We start from the raw sequence: 14,720 nt of genomic DNA, 5'->3' as shown, positions 1-14,720 counted from the left end.
TTTTTTATCAGGAGCAAGTTATGAAAAAGTTAGTTGCGACAGCGCCTCGCGTGGCGGCGCTCGTGGAATATGAAGATCGTGCTGTGGAAGCACATGAAGTGAAAATTCGTGCCCGTTTTGGTGCACCAAAACACGGTACCGAAGTTGTGGATTTCCGTGCAGCAAGCCCGTTTATTGATGAAGAGTTCAACGCGGAGTGGCAGATGTTTACGCCGCGTGAAGAGGGCGCTGCGCGCGGTATCGAATTCGGTAAATTCCAGCTGGGGAACATGATCGTCGGCGACATTATTGAATGTGGTGCTGAAGTAACGGAATACCAGCCAGGCGACAGCGTCTGTTGCTATGGTCCACTGCAGGAGACGGTCATTGTCAATGCGGTTAACAACTACAAGCTGCGCAAAATGCCGCAGGGCGCATCCTGGAAAAACGCTGTTTGCTACGATCCGGCGCAGTTCGCCATGAGCGGCGTGCGTGATGCCAATGTCCGTGTAGGTGACTTTGTGGTGGTGGTCGGTCTGGGCGCCATCGGACAGATTGCCATTCAGCTGGCAAAAAAAGCCGGTGCGTCAGTGGTCATCGGTGTCGATCCTATCGAGCACCGCTGTGAGATCGCTCGTCGTCATGGCGCAGATCACTGTCTGAACCCAATCGGTACCGATGTGGGTCTGGAAATTAAAAAGCTGACCGGCAAGCAGGGCGCGGACGTGATCATCGAGACCAGCGGTTTTGCGGATGCACTGCAGTCTGCGCTGCGTGGACTTGCCTACGGCGGCACCATCTCCTACGTTGCGTTCGCTAAACCATTTGCCGCGGGTTTCAACCTCGGTCGCGAAGCACACTTCAATAACGCGAAGATTGTTTTCTCCCGCGCCTGCAGCGAACCCAACCCGGACTACCCGCGCTGGAGCCGCAAGCGTATCGAGGAGACCTGCTGGGAATTGCTGATGAACGGTTATCTCAACTGTGACGATCTGATTGACCCGGTCGTGACCTTCACCTCCAGCCCGGAAAGCTACATGAAGTATGTCGATCGGCATCCGGAACTCAGTATCAAAATGGGCGTCACTTTTTAAGCTAAGGACAGCAAATCATGAAAATCGCAACGCAAAACCAGGCCTTTTTCCCAGCCAAGATCATGGAAAAATTCGAGTACATCAAAGCGATGGGCTTTGATGGCTACGAAATTGACGGCAAACTGCTGGTCGAAAACCTCGACGAAGTGAAAGCGGCTATCAAAGCCACGGGTCTGCCGGTGACGACGGCATGTGGCGGATACGATGGCTGGATCGGTGATTTTATCGAAGAACGTCGTCTCAACGGGCTACAGCAGATTGAACGCATTCTGCAAGCCCTGGCGGAAGTGGGGGGGAAGGGCATTATCGTGCCTGCGGCCTGGGGAATGTTTACCTTCCGTTTGCCGCCAATGACCTCCCCACGCAGCCTGGACGGCGACCGCAAAGCGGTAAGCGCGTCGCTGCGCTGGCTGGATGAGGTTGCTGCACGCACCGGTACAACCGTCTACCTGGAACCGCTGAACCGCTACCAGGATCATATGATCAATACGCTGGCAGACGCGCGTCGTTATATCGAAGAGAACGATCTCAAGCACGTGCAGATCATCGGTGATTTCTATCATATGAACATTGAAGAAGACTCGCTGACGGATGCGCTGCATCAGAACCGCGATCTGCTGGGGCATGTGCATATTGCTGATAACCACCGCTATCAACCGGGCAGCGGCAGCCTCGATTTCGCCAGCCTGTTCGATCAGCTGCGTGCCGATAACTACCAGGGTTATGTGGTGTATGAGTGCCGTGTTCGCGCCGACAATCCGGCTCAGGCTTATCAGGACTCACTCACTTATTTGCGTGAATGCTAAGGATGACGAGCGTGATGAGTGCTTCTACACCTTCGCCTCTGCGCGTCGCCATTATTGGCGCCGGGCAGGTCGCGGACAAAGTGCATGCCTCGTATTACGCCACGCGCAGTGATGTTCACATGGTGGCTGTCATGGACAGCCGCCTTGAGCAGGCACAGGCGTTCGCGGAACGTTATGCTATTCCATCGGCATGGCAGGACGCTCACGAGATGTTGCAAACGGTGAAGCCGGACGTGGTGAGCGTCTGCTCGCCTAACCGGTTCCATTTTGAACATGTCATGGCTGCCCTCGAAGCGGGGTGTCATGTGATGTGTGAAAAACCCCCGGCGATGACGCCGCAACAGGCCGACCAGATGCGCATCGCGGCGCGTAAAGCAGGCAAAGTGCTGGCCTATGATTTTCACCACCGCTTTGCCCTGGATACCCAGCAACTGCGAGAGGCGGTAATGAATGGCACGCTCGGTGAAGTTTACTTCACATCGGCGCAAGCTGTGAGGCGGTGCGGTGTGCCGGGGTGGGGCGTGTTTACCAACAAATCATTACAGGGTGGCGGACCGCTGATTGATATCGGCATTCATATGCTTGATGCCGCCATGTATGTCCTGGGTTTCCCTGCGGTAAAGCGTGTGACCGCGCACAGCTTTCAGAGGCTGGGAAACCGCAAAAGCACCGGCCAGTTTGGCGAGTGGGATCCTACGCAATACACCGTTGAGGATGCCCTGTTTGGCACGATTGAATTCTGTAACGGCGGCATTCTGCGTCTGGACACCTCCTTTGCGCTTAACATCCGCGAGCAGTCCATCATGAATGTCGCTTTCTGCGGCGAAAAAGCGGGAGCAACGCTGTTCCCGGCGCACATCTATAACGACGAAGCCGGGGCGTTAGTCACCCTCGCGCAGCGTGAAGAGGCTGATGACCAGCGACATTTACGCAGTATGGATGCCTTCGTACGCCATGTGCAGGGAGAACCCGTCATGATCGCGGATGCAGAACAGGGCCTGGTTATTCAGCAGCTTGTCGCCGCGCTTTATGAATCAGCAGAAACAGGGGAATGCGTGACATTATGCTGAACGTGTCTGTCTTAACCGATCCGGGCTTTTGTCCTCACAGCCTGAATAAATACGCCTCTGTTATGGCCTGCGGCAATGGCTACATGGGCATTCGCGCTGCGCATGAAGAAAATTACACCCTGCAAACCAGAGGCATGTACCTTGCGGGTCTGTATCATCGTGCGGGACGCAACGAAACCACCGAGCTCGTCAATCTGCCCGATATCACCGGCATTGATGTTGAGCTGGATGGCGTCAATTTCACCCTCCTTGCAGGGGAGATTCTGGCGTGGCAGCGCGAGCTGGCCTTTGCCAACGGCGAGCTGCATCGTCGCGTTGTCTGGCGTTCGCCCGACGGAAATCGTTATCGGCTGGAAAGCCGTCGTTTTGTGTCGCTGGACCAGTTGCCTCTGGTGGCCATGCAGCTTTCGATCACGCCTCTTGATGCTGCTTCGCAGGCCGTGCTGAAAACCGGTATTGATGCAACGCAAACGAACAGCGGCAGACAGCATCTGGATGAAATCTCGGTCAGAGTCTTTGACCAGCACTACATGCAGGGCGTGTATGAAACGCAGGACCGGGCGTCAGACGTCGTCGTTTCGGCGTTTTGTCAGCTCTCAACGAAGAGCGACAGCTGTTTTACCGCCAAAAATCGGCGTCTCAACGTGCACCATTCCCTGACGATTGCGCAGGGTGACACTGTCACGCTTGAAAAAATTGTCTGGGTAACCCACCGCAGTGATAAAGCGCTTTCGCAGGAGTCTTTCGCTCGCAACGCGCTGGCCGATCTCAAAGTCTGCGCAGCAAGAGGCTACGACGCCTTGCTGGAAAGTTCAGCGTATGCCTGGAAAGCCGTCTGGCGTGACGCTCGTGTGGAAGTGACGTCTGCGGAACCTCAGGATCAGATGGCGCTGGATTATGCAGTCTGGCACCTGACCACGATGACGCCTGCCCATGACGAGCGAAGCAGTATCGCCGCGAAAGGGCTGACGGGAGAGGGGTACAAAGGCCACGTATTCTGGGATACCGAAATATTCCTGCTGCCTTTCCATCTGTTTACCCGCCCGCAGATTGCCCGCAGCCTGCTGCGTTATCGCTGGCTTAATCTCGCTGGCGCCCGGGAGAAAGCCCGTCGTAACGGCTGGCCCGGCGCGTTGTTCCCATGGGAAAGCGCGGCGAGTGGGGAGGAAGAAACGCCAGAGTTCGCGGCGATCAACATCCGTACCGGGATACGCCAGAAGGTGGCCTCCGCGCTTGCTGAGCATCACATCGTGGCAGATATCGCCTGGGCCGTCGTCGCTTACTGGCAGGCGACACATGATGATGCCTTTATGCGTAATGAGGGTCTGACGCTGCTGATGGAAACCGCCTCGTTCTGGATGGGACGCGCAACGGAAATCAATGGTCGTCTCGAAATCCATGACGTAATAGGGCCGGATGAATACACCGAGCATGTGAATAACAATGCCTACACCAACTATCTGGCCTGGCACAACGTTGCCTGTGCCCGTCAGTTTATGGCGATGTTTGGGCGTGAAGATGCGCGTTTTACGGAGAATGCCACGCAGTTCCTGGCGCGCTTATGGCTGCCAGAGGCCGATGCAGAGGGTGTGATCCCGCAGGATGACTCCTTCATGTCAAAACCTGCCATTGATCTGACCCGCTATAAAGCCAAAGCGGGTAAGCAGACGATTCTGCTCGATTATTCCCGTGCGGAAGTGAACGAGATGCAGATCCTGAAGCAGGCCGATGTGGTGATGCTTAACTACCTGCTGCCGGAACGGTTTACGCCGCAGCAGTGTGCCGCCAATCTGGCGTTTTATGAGCCACGCACGATCCATGATTCGTCATTGAGCAAAGCCATTCACGGGATTGTTCTCGCGCGCTGCGGTGACACGCAGGGGGCCTATGCCTTCTGGCGTGATGGCATCGGCATTGATTTGGGTGACGATCCGCACAGCAGTGATGAAGGGATACACGCTGCCGCCACCGGAGCGATCTGGTCTGGCGCGGTTCAGGGGTTTGCTGGCCTGCAAATTATCGAAGGGGAACTGCATCTTGCGCCGAAACTGCCTGCTCACTGGCAGAAACTGGCATTCCCGCTGCGGTGGCGCAACGCAACCCTGTATTTCACCTATGAAAACGAGGTGTTAACCATCGAAACGACGGCACCTGCCACGCTAACGCTGTGGGGCAAAACGCTACATGTGTCGGCGCGACAAGTTATCACCTGTAAGGACTTTCTTGCATCTAAAGATGGGACCGCTACCACGGAGGGGCACCATGGTGCTTAAGGCTGTTGTATTCGATCTGGACGGTGTGATCACCGATACCGCACACCTCCACTTTCTGGCCTGGCGAGCCGTGGCGGAGGAAATAGGCATCACCTTCGACGAAGTCTTTAACGAACAGCTGAAGGGAATAAGCCGTATGGATTCTCTTCTGCGCATTCTGAAGCACGGCGGAAAAGAGGGGATGTTTAGCGAAGAGCAGTGCCTTGCGCTTGCGACGAAAAAAAACGCGCGTTATGTCCAGTCGCTGGCATCGCTGACGCAGGATTCGCTGCTTCCGGGGATTCGAGACGTGCTGGCGGAGATCCGTGCAGCGAAAGTCAAAATTGGGCTGGCGTCCGTATCGCTCAATGCCCCGGGGATTTTGCACGCGCTGGGCATTCATCAGGCATTCGATTTTTGCGCGGATGCTTCCCGCATTCACCGCTCAAAGCCAGACCCGGAGATTTTTCTCGCCGCCTGTGCCGGTCTGGATGTACGTCCTGAAGAGGGTATCGGCATTGAAGATGCCGCTGCGGGCGTTCAGGCAATCAACGCCGCAGGGATGTTGTCGGTAGGGATTGGGCCTGGCCTTAACCATGCAGGATTACAACTTCATTCAACGCAGGAACTGACCTGGACATGCCTGACAGAATTCTGGGCAACCCGGCGTATTGATAAGGAATAAATTATGGCTCAACTGTCTCTAAAACATATTCAGAAAATCTACGATAACCAGGTCCATGTGGTTAAAGATTTCAACCTCGAAATAGAAGACAAAGAATTCATTGTGTTCGTTGGTCCATCGGGATGTGGTAAATCCACGACCCTGCGCATGATTGCCGGGCTGGAGGAGATCAGCGCCGGTGAGCTGATCATTGACGGGGTCTGCATGAATGATGTCCCCGCTAAATCTCGCGATATTGCGATGGTCTTCCAGAACTACGCGCTTTACCCGCATATGACGGTCTACGACAACATGGCGTTTGGCCTGAAAATGCAAAAAATAGCGCCTGCGGTGATTGAGGAGCGTGTTAACTGGGCGGCGCAGATTTTGGGGTTACGTGATTATCTCAAGCGTAAGCCAGGCGCACTGTCCGGTGGCCAGCGCCAGCGCGTGGCGTTAGGCCGTGCGATCGTGCGTGAAGCCGGTGTCTTCCTGATGGATGAACCGCTGTCCAACCTTGATGCCAAGCTTCGCGTGCAGATGCGTGCTGAAATCAGCAAGCTGCACCAGAAGCTTAATACCACCATGATTTATGTTACCCACGACCAGACGGAAGCCATGACGATGGCCACCCGCATCGTGATCTTAAAAGACGGCATTATTCAGCAGGTCGGGGCGCCGAAGCAGGTGTACAACGAGCCGGCCAATATGTTTGTCGCAGGGTTCATTGGCTCACCGGCGATGAACTTCATTCGGGGTGCTATCGACGATCGTTATTTCGTAACGGAAACGTTGCGTCTGGAGATCCCTGAAGACAAGCTGGCCGAACTGAATGCGCAAGGTTACCAGCGTAAAGCGGTCGTCTTCGGTATCCGTCCGGAAGACATTCTTACCCTGCAGAGCAGCGGAGAAGACATCACGGCGAAAGTCAGCGTGGCTGAACTGACCGGCGCTGAATTTATGCTTTATGCCACCGTAGGGGGGCATGAACTGGTTGTCCGTGCAGGTGCAGCGAATGACTACGTCGCCGGAGATAATATTGGCATCCAGTTCGATATGAATAAGTGCCATTTCTTCGACGCTGATACAGAAGCGGCTATTAGATAAGAAAGATGTTTGCCGGAAATGCAAATTTCCGGTTTTTTTGTTGGTTAATTAGAAAGGGAATATCTCATGAGTACTCTACTAAAAAGTGCTGCGCTCGTTCTGTGCGCAGGGGTTAGCTGTGCGCAAGCGGCAGAAACTGCGAAACAGTGGGAATTTAATATCGGGGCCATGTATGAAATTGAAAACGTCGAAGGTCAGGGCGACGATAAAGATGGATTATATGAACCTTCCGTGTGGTTTAATGCGACCTGGGATGCCTGGACAATTTCTCTGGCGATGTATCAGGAAGGGCCCGTTGATTACAGCAGCATGACGCGCGGAACCTATTTTGACCGTCCGGAATTTGAATTACGCTATCGCTTTATTGGAACCGATGATTTTACTTTTGGTCTGACCGGCGGCTTCCGTAATTATGGTTATCACTTTAAAGATGAGCACGGTGCCAAAGACGGCAGCGCAAATATGCAGCGCTACAAAGTCCAGCCAGACTGGGATATTAAATTAACCGATGACTGGCGCTTTAGTGGCTGGCTTGCCATGTATCAGTTTGCTAACGATCTGGAAAAAACCGGTTATGCTGACAGCCGTGTTGAGACCGAAACGGGCTTTACCTGGACTATCAATGAAACCGTCTCCGCAAAAGTAAATTACTATTTAGAGCGCGGTTTCAATATGGACAGCTCACGTAATAACGGCGAGTTTTCCACGCAGGAAATTCGCGCCTATCTGCCTGTTTCGTTGGGCCAGACAACCTTAACGCCTTACACCCGCCTGGGGCTCGATCGCTGGTCAAACTGGGACTGGCAGGACGATCCTGAGCGTGAAGGGCATGATTTCAACCGCCTGGGCATGCTGTATGCCTACGACTTCAACAACGGTTTATCCATGACGCTGGAATATGCGTATGAATGGGAAAACCACGACGAGGGCGAGAACGACCGCTTCCACTATGCGGGCGTGGGTGTGAATTACGCGTTCTGATACATCACTCACCAGGGGCTATTCGCCCCTGGTGTTAGCGCAGAGAAGCCGCTAACACAAAGTGGGTGTCGACAAGCACTTTTTGCGGGGCAGGTTGACCACCAATGCGCCTGAAGAGCAGATCGCAACTCTCTTCACCCAGCTTGCGAGTGGGGATGTCAAACCCACCTGGCGCTGGCGTAAGAATGAGAGAGAGCATCGGATCGCTGTATCCGGCTATCACGACCTGCTCAGGGATCATCAGATTTAACTCATCCGCAGCACGATAGAGGCTTAGCAACTTCATGCTGTCGGTGGCGAATACCGCATCAGGAGGAACTGGCGAGGATAATAATGTAATCGCCGCAGCGAGTGCACTCTCGTGGGTATAACCACCATCCATGATCCAGTCGGAATGAATAGCAATATTATGTTTTGCCAGACTGGCTTTATAGCCCGCGAGACGATCAATTGAAACGTGGTAATCAAGCGGTGCATGCAGACAGGCAATTTTCCGTCGCCCATTTTTAATGAAGTTATCCGTCAGCGTGGCGCTGTCATTAAAATTATCCGTATCGACGGAATAGATATTCTGATAATCACCTTCCACTTTGCCAATGACGACGACGGGTACGCCATACGCATCCAGCGTGCTGAAAAAAGATTCATTTGCCGGTGAACTCAGCATGATGACGCCTTTGATCATTTTCTGCTTTATTTTGCTCACACATTTCAGCAGATCGTCTTCGCTGCTTTTGGATGTTTGCAAAATAACGTCAAAACCTTCTTCTTCCGCTTTTGTTGTAATCGCATGAAGAACATCAGAGAAAAAAGGGTTACCGGCTGTGGTTTTGGTCGAGCGGGTCGATATAACCATAATGGCATCGAAGCCAGAAGAGGTCAGTGCGCGGGCCAGTTTGTTGGGCTGATAATTTAATTCGTCTATCGCCTTCAGCACTTTGTCACGTGCTTCGGGGGATATATTCGTTTGTTTATTCAGAACGCGGGATACGGTTGATTTCGATACGCCCGCAACCCGTGCGATATCATAGATGGTGGGTGACATACACCTTACTCACTCCGGACTGACAGCAATGCCGCTCATCTTACTGGAGAGAAAACGGCAATAGCAATAAATAAGAATTGATAATCAACGATCTGCCCCCATTTATTGTATTCTGAAGCCATGCATTCCAGGCTTCCGGGCAATGAAGGATGGCGATGAAGCGACTTAAGAACGAACTCAATTCACTGGTGAACCGTGGCGTTGACCGACATCTGCGCCTGGCCGTCACCGGGCTAAGCCGCAGCGGCAAGACGGCATTCATAACGGCGATGGTAAACCAGCTCCTGAACCTGCACGCCGGAGCGCGCCTGCCGTTGCTCAGCGCCGTGAGAGAAGAGCGTCTGCTGGGCGTTAAGCGCGTCCCTCAGCGCGATTTTGGTATTCCTCGTTTTACCTATGACGAAGGGCTGGCACAACTTTACGGGGAGCCGCCCGCGTGGCCGACGCCGACGCGAGGGGTGAGTGAAATTCGCCTTGCGCTGCGTTTCCGCTCAAATGAATCCCTGATGCGCCACTTCAAGGATACCTCCACCCTGTATCTGGAAATCGTCGATTACCCGGGCGAATGGCTGCTCGATTTGCCGATGCTGGCGCAGGACTACCTTAGCTGGTCCCGTCAGATGACAGGGTTGCTGCAGGGACAACGCGCTGCGTGGTCAACGAAATGGCGAGCGCTGTGTGAAGGTCTGGATCCGCTGGCACCAGCGGATGAAAACCGTCTGGCGGCGATTGCCGGGGCCTGGACGGACTATCTTCATCAGTGCAAACAGGAAGGGCTGCACTTCATCCAGCCGGGGCGTTTTGTCTTGCCGGGGGACTTAGCCGGAGCGCCCGCGCTGCAGTTCTTCCCCTGGCCAGATGTGGACGGCGCCGGAGAATCGAAGCTGGCCCAGGCCGGTAAACACACGAACGCCGGGATGCTGCGCGAGCGGTACAATTACTACTGCGAAAAAGTGGTCAAAGGATTTTATAAAAACCACTTCTTGCGTTTCGACCGCCAGATTGTGCTGGTAGATTGCCTGCAGCCGCTTAACAGCGGGCCGCAGGCATTTAACGATATGCGCCTCGCGCTGACCCAGCTGATGCAGAGTTTTCACTACGGGCAGCGGACGCTGTTCCGTCGTCTTTTCTCGCCGGTGATCGACAAGCTGCTGTTCGCGGCCACGAAAGCCGATCACGTGACGGTCGATCAGCATGCCAACATGGTTTCTCTGCTGCAGCAGCTGGTGCAGGATGCGTGGCAAAATGCCGCGTTTGAAGGGATTAGCATGGATTGTCTTGGGCTGGCCTCCGTGCAGGCGACGCAGAGCGGGCTGATTGATCTCAACGGCGAGAAAATACCGGCATTGTGCGGGAACCGCCTCAGCGACGGTGAGCCGCTTACGGTCTACCCGGGCGAAGTGCCTGCCAGGCTGCCGGGCCAGGCCTTCTGGCAGAGCCAGGGTTTCCAGTTTGAAGCCTTCCGCCCTCAGGCCATGAGCGTCGATCGGCCGTTACCACACATCCGTCTGGATGCGGCGCTGGAGTTTTTGATTGGAGATAAATTGCGATGACGGAACCGTTAAAACCACGCATAGATTTTACCGGAACGCTTGAGCATGCGGATCGCGAAGCGTTTAAAACGGCGCAGACGTTCAGCGGTACGCAGGCAGAGAACTTTGCCCCGGCACTGCCGGACGATCCCGCGGTTGAGGAGGGGCCAGCGGAGGCGGTCGTGGAGGCCGCTTTGCGTCCAAAACGCAGTGTGTGGCGCAGAATGGTCACCGCCGGTCTGGCACTGTTCGGCGTCAGCGTGGTCGGGCAGGGCGTCCAGTGGGCGATGAACGCCTGGCAAACGCAGGACTGGGTCGCACTGGGCGGATGTGCCGCAGGTGCGCTGATTGTTGGCGCGGGCGTGGGGTCTGTTGCGACGGAGTGGCGACGTCTCTGGCGTCTGCGACAGCGCGCGCATGAGCGTGATGAAGCCCGGGATCTCCTCCACAGCCACGGAACCGGCAAAGGCCGCGCGTTTTGTGAGAAACTGGCCAGCCAGGCCGGTATCGATCAGTCGCATCCGGCGCTTCAGCGCTGGTATGCCGCCATTCATGAAACGCAGAATGACCGGGAAGTGGTAACGCTCTATTCCCATATGGTTCAGCCGGTACTGGATGCCCAGGCGCGACGCGAGATTAGCCGTTCTGCGGCAGAGTCCACGCTGATGATTGCCGTCAGCCCGCTGGCGCTGGTGGATATGGCGTTTATCGCCTGGCGTAACCTGCGTTTGATTAACCGTATCGCTCATCTCTACGGTATCGAGCTGGGTTACTACAGTCGACTCAGACTGTTCAAGCTGGTGTTACTCAATATCGCCTTTGCTGGTGCAAGCGAACTGGTGCGTGAAGTGGGCATGGACTGGATGTCGCAGGATCTGGCTGCGCGTCTTTCGGCCCGCGCTGCGCAGGGTATTGGCACGGGCTTACTGACGGCGCGTCTGGGTATCAAGGCGATGGAAGTGTGCCGACCACTGCCATGGATCGATGGCGATAAGCCACGGCTGGGGGATTTCCGGCGCGAACTGATCGGCCAGCTTAAAGAGACGCTCAATAAAAAACCTGCTCCGTGAGGTTTTGTTCACTTATCGTGCTGGCTGTCAATATTTGTTGACAGCCATCTTCCGGTTCACCGTGTTCTGACATATCATTTTAACGTTACTGGCTTAAAACGGTGAATTTCCCATGCGTCTTGAAGTCTTCTGTGAAGACCGTCTCGGTCTGACCCGCGAGTTACTCGATCTTCTTGTTTTACGTAGCATTGATTTACGTGGCATTGAGATCGATCCTGTCGGGCGAATTTACCTCAATTTTGCCGAAATTGAATTCAATACCTTTAGCAGTCTGATGGCGGAAATCCGCCGTATCGCTGGCGTTACGGATGTGCGCACTATCCCCTGGATGCCCTCCGAGCGAGAGCACCTGGCACTGAGCGCGCTGCTGGAAGCCATGCCTGAACCGTTCCTCTCCTTGGATCTGAAAAGTAAAGTCGAACGCGTTAACCACGCAAGCTGTCAGCTATTCGCACAGAGCCAGGAGAAGCTCAGCAATCAACATGCCGCACAGCTGGTCCCGGGTTTTAACTTCCAGCGCTGGCTGGACAGCAACCCGCAGAATACCCACAGCGAGCATGTAGTGATAAACGGACAGAATTTCCTGATGGAGATCACACCGGTTTATCTGAAAGGGGAAAGCGACACTCGCGTACTGACCGGTGCCGTGATCATGCTGCGCTCGACGTTACGTATGGGCCGCCAGCTGCAAAACCTCTCCAGCCAGGATGTCGGTGCATTCAGCCAGATTATTGCCGTCAGCCCGAAAATGCGTCATGTGGTTGACCAGGCGCGCAAGCTCGCCAGCCTGACCGCGCCGCTGCTGATTACTGGTGATACCGGTACCGGGAAAGATCTGCTGGCTCACGCTGTGCATCTGGCAAGCCCGCGTGCGGCAAAACCGTATCTGGCACTTAATTGCGCCTCTATCCCGGAAGATGCTGTCGAAAGCGAACTGTTTGGACACGCGCCGGAAGGCAAGAAAGGGTTCTTCGAGCAGGCTAACGGCGGCTCCGTGCTGCTGGATGAGATCGGCGAAATGTCGCCGCGCATGCAGGCCAAGCTGCTGCGTTTCCTGAACGACGGAACCTTCCGCCGCGTTGGTGAAGATCATGAGGTGCATGTGGACGTGCGCGTCATCTGTGCCACCCAGAAAAACCTGGTGGAACTGGTGCAAAAGGGGATATTCCGCGAGGATCTCTATTACCGCCTTAACGTCCTTACGCTGAACATTCCACCGCTGCGCGATTGTCCGCAGGACATCATGCCGTTAACGGAACTGTTTGTCGCCCGCTTTGCCGACGAGCAGGGCGTCCCGCGTCCGAAGCTTTCTGCCGATCTCGGCACGGTGTTAATGCGCTACGGTTGGCCGGGCAACATCCGTCAGCTTAAAAATGCCGTTTATCGTGCACTTACCCAGCTTGAAGGGTATGAACTGCGTCCGCAGGATATTCTGCTGCCTGATTACGACGCCGGAACGGTATCGGTAGGTGAAGAGGCGATGGAAGGGTCGCTGGATGATATTACCAGTCGCTTTGAACGCTCCGTCCTGACGCAGCTTTATCGCAGCTATCCAAGTACTCGCAAACTGGCAAAACGGCTTGGCGTATCGCATACCGCGATTGCGAATAAGCTGCGTGAGTATGGTTTGAATCATAAGAAAGGTGACGAATAGCAAAAAGCCTCTGTAAAGAGGCTTTTTTAATGTTTATTCCTTCGCCAGCGGTGTGGTCACGATTTCTGTTTTTGTCTCTCCCTGAATGGCCGCAATCCTGTTTTCAACCTCTTTCACCTGTTGTGGGCTATGAAGCAGGGTATAGGTGAGATCAAACTGCGCGCTGGCTCCAGGCTGTAATTGCTTAACCCGTTTCTGCTCACGTTCTATGGTCACGGGGTAGGCGTAGCTCGTACCCGGCTCAATCCCCGTAACGTACCCCTGTTTTGGCGTATCGGTATTTTTCCATAAGGTCAGCACGGGTAGCTGGCGTGTATCAAACTGAATTGACGCGCCTTTATCGCCGGCTTTGTTGACCACCGCCGCGAGGGTTTCGTGGTTGTTGTCCGCAAGCGGTTTGATGTTAAAGACCATCTCATCAAAGCCTTTTGTCGGCCCGGCATAGGTTTGCCAGTTGTCTACGCCCGCTTTAGCGTAATCGTTGAAGGGGCTCACGCTTACCGCCGGAGCAAGGAAGCGTGCGCCTTCTTCGAGGATCGGCGTCCCGAAGTTACTGTGATAGATGATTTGATAGTCATGAGGGTAATCGGCATGGTTTGTCAGGACATCATGCAGGCTGAACTGGTTAGTGCCTGGAACGTAACGCAGTTCGGTCATGGTTTGCAGATCCGCTTTTTTAAACGTGCTCTCTTTGATTAACCCGCGAATACGAATTTCATACGGGGCGGTATCCGCAACGTCAACTTCGACCTGAGAAGCCGGGGTATTACCGGCCTTGCCGTGAAGCGTATAAATCTGGCCGTCAGCCGTGACCGGATGTCCCGTCCATTCATAACCACAGCGGACCATCATCTCATTGAATCCTTCCAGCCAGCCGAGGCCGTTTCGGCTTTCCAGATTTATATACGCCGGGTTAACGACCTCTTTAACGGGAGAATTCCACCCCAGTCGGGTACCAAAACCTTCCACATGCAGAAGATTCATTCCGCGCGTCGGGCTCAGGGTAATTGTCAGACCGTTTTTACTGCTGATAATGATAACTTTACTGCCTTCCTGCTTTCCGCCGTGCAACACTTTCTGCTCAATGCTGAACGTTTGGTCGTTAATTTTCAGCTCATCGCTGGAAATCTTCCAGTTTCCTTTTTCTACGCTGCTTTCAGCGCTGGTCAGCACCCACGTTTTTGCTGCGGCGTGACCCGAAACCAGTACCGCAAGGAACGTTAAAGCCAGTTTTATTTTCATTTTGATCCCTTTTTGCTGAAACGATTATTTGATTTCGTAAGCAAATCTAATGTTTTGCCGTAAAGGGAAATGTGATGGGCTTCACTGAGGGCGAAGATGATAAATATTAACCAATATTATGTGGGTAAGATCGCGTTATTGTTGAGTTTCTGATATTGAATTGCATAAATACTGTGAAGTTATCATATTTATGCTTTAACGATTCAGCGTGTGGGTAATAAAAA

12 protein-coding genes are annotated in these 14,720 nt (G+C 54.1%); 10 read left to right on the top strand and 2 right to left on the bottom strand.

The genetic code is table 11. The features are described 5' to 3' along the window. Window positions 1–20 precede the first annotated feature (20 nt). From L383_RS15975 to L383_RS16005, 7 genes are all read left to right on the top strand, one after another. Complete coding sequence (locus L383_RS15975; protein WP_023330534.1) at window positions 21–1,073, top strand: zinc-dependent alcohol dehydrogenase; 1,053 nt, start codon at window positions 21–23, stop codon at window positions 1,071–1,073. Between the two features lie 17 nt (window positions 1,074–1,090). Beyond that, on the top strand, window positions 1,091–1,879 hold the full coding sequence (locus L383_RS15980; protein ID WP_023330533.1) for a sugar phosphate isomerase/epimerase family protein: 789 nt from the start codon (window positions 1,091–1,093) through the stop codon (window positions 1,877–1,879). Window positions 1,880–1,890: 11 nt separating this feature from the next. Further along, a complete protein-coding gene (locus L383_RS15985) occupies window positions 1,891–2,949 on the top strand; it encodes a Gfo/Idh/MocA family protein (RefSeq protein WP_088126779.1) in 1,059 nt (352 codons plus the stop codon). Next, the gene (locus L383_RS15990; RefSeq protein WP_023330531.1) at window positions 2,943–5,222 is read left to right on the top strand and encodes a glycoside hydrolase family 65 protein; all 2,280 of its coding nucleotides are present in this window, start codon (window positions 2,943–2,945) and stop codon (window positions 5,220–5,222) included. The genes L383_RS15985 and L383_RS15990 overlap by 7 nt, the downstream gene beginning before the upstream one ends. After that, on the top strand, window positions 5,212–5,886 hold the full coding sequence (gene pgmB / locus L383_RS15995; RefSeq protein WP_023330530.1) for a beta-phosphoglucomutase: 675 nt from the start codon (window positions 5,212–5,214) through the stop codon (window positions 5,884–5,886). The genes L383_RS15990 and pgmB overlap by 11 nt, the downstream gene beginning before the upstream one ends. Before the next feature lie 3 nt (window positions 5,887–5,889). Beyond that, window positions 5,890–6,972 carry an ABC transporter ATP-binding protein gene (locus L383_RS16000; protein ID WP_014884050.1) on the top strand — a complete coding sequence of 361 codons (1,083 nt, stop codon included), beginning with the start codon at window positions 5,890–5,892 and terminating at the stop codon, window positions 6,970–6,972. A 66-nt stretch (window positions 6,973–7,038) separates the two neighbouring features. Further along, window positions 7,039–7,953 carry an OmpG family monomeric porin gene (locus tag L383_RS16005; protein WP_023330529.1) on the top strand — a complete coding sequence of 305 codons (915 nt, stop codon included), beginning with the start codon at window positions 7,039–7,041 and terminating at the stop codon, window positions 7,951–7,953. Window positions 7,954–7,987: 34 nt separating this feature from the next. Here the strand turns inward: L383_RS16005 and L383_RS16010 are convergent, their stop codons facing one another. Next, window positions 7,988–8,998, bottom strand: coding sequence for a LacI family DNA-binding transcriptional regulator (locus L383_RS16010; RefSeq protein ID WP_014884048.1), 1,011 nt, complete (start codon window positions 8,996–8,998; stop codon window positions 7,988–7,990). 155 nt (window positions 8,999–9,153) lie between these two features. On the opposite strand from L383_RS16010, the gene L383_RS16015 reads away from it, so the two are divergent. The 3 genes from L383_RS16015 (at window position 9,154) to tyrR (ending at window position 13,254) form a co-directional block, all read left to right on the top strand. Then, window positions 9,154–10,551: a YcjX family GTP-binding protein gene (locus L383_RS16015; protein ID WP_023330528.1), complete on the top strand. Its 1,398-nt coding sequence runs from the start codon at window positions 9,154–9,156 to the stop codon at window positions 10,549–10,551. Further along, window positions 10,548–11,600: a YcjF family protein gene (locus L383_RS16020; RefSeq protein ID WP_023330527.1), complete on the top strand. Its 1,053-nt coding sequence runs from the start codon at window positions 10,548–10,550 to the stop codon at window positions 11,598–11,600. The genes L383_RS16015 and L383_RS16020 overlap by 4 nt, the downstream gene beginning before the upstream one ends. 112 nt (window positions 11,601–11,712) lie before the next feature. After that, complete coding sequence (tyrR, locus tag L383_RS16025) at window positions 11,713–13,254, top strand: transcriptional regulator TyrR (protein ID WP_014884045.1); 1,542 nt, start codon at window positions 11,713–11,715, stop codon at window positions 13,252–13,254. Window positions 13,255–13,287: 33 nt separating this feature from the next. On the opposite strand, the gene L383_RS16030 is transcribed toward tyrR, so the two are convergent. Further along, a complete protein-coding gene (locus L383_RS16030; protein ID WP_023330526.1) occupies window positions 13,288–14,496 on the bottom strand; it encodes an aldose 1-epimerase family protein in 1,209 nt (402 codons plus the stop codon). Between the last annotated feature and the right edge of the window lie 224 nt (window positions 14,497–14,720).

The organism is Enterobacter sp. MGH 37, assembly GCF_000534515.1.
Classification (GTDB): domain Bacteria; phylum Pseudomonadota; class Gammaproteobacteria; order Enterobacterales; family Enterobacteriaceae; genus Enterobacter; species Enterobacter kobei.
This window is presented reverse-complemented; position numbering and strand designations above follow the sequence as displayed.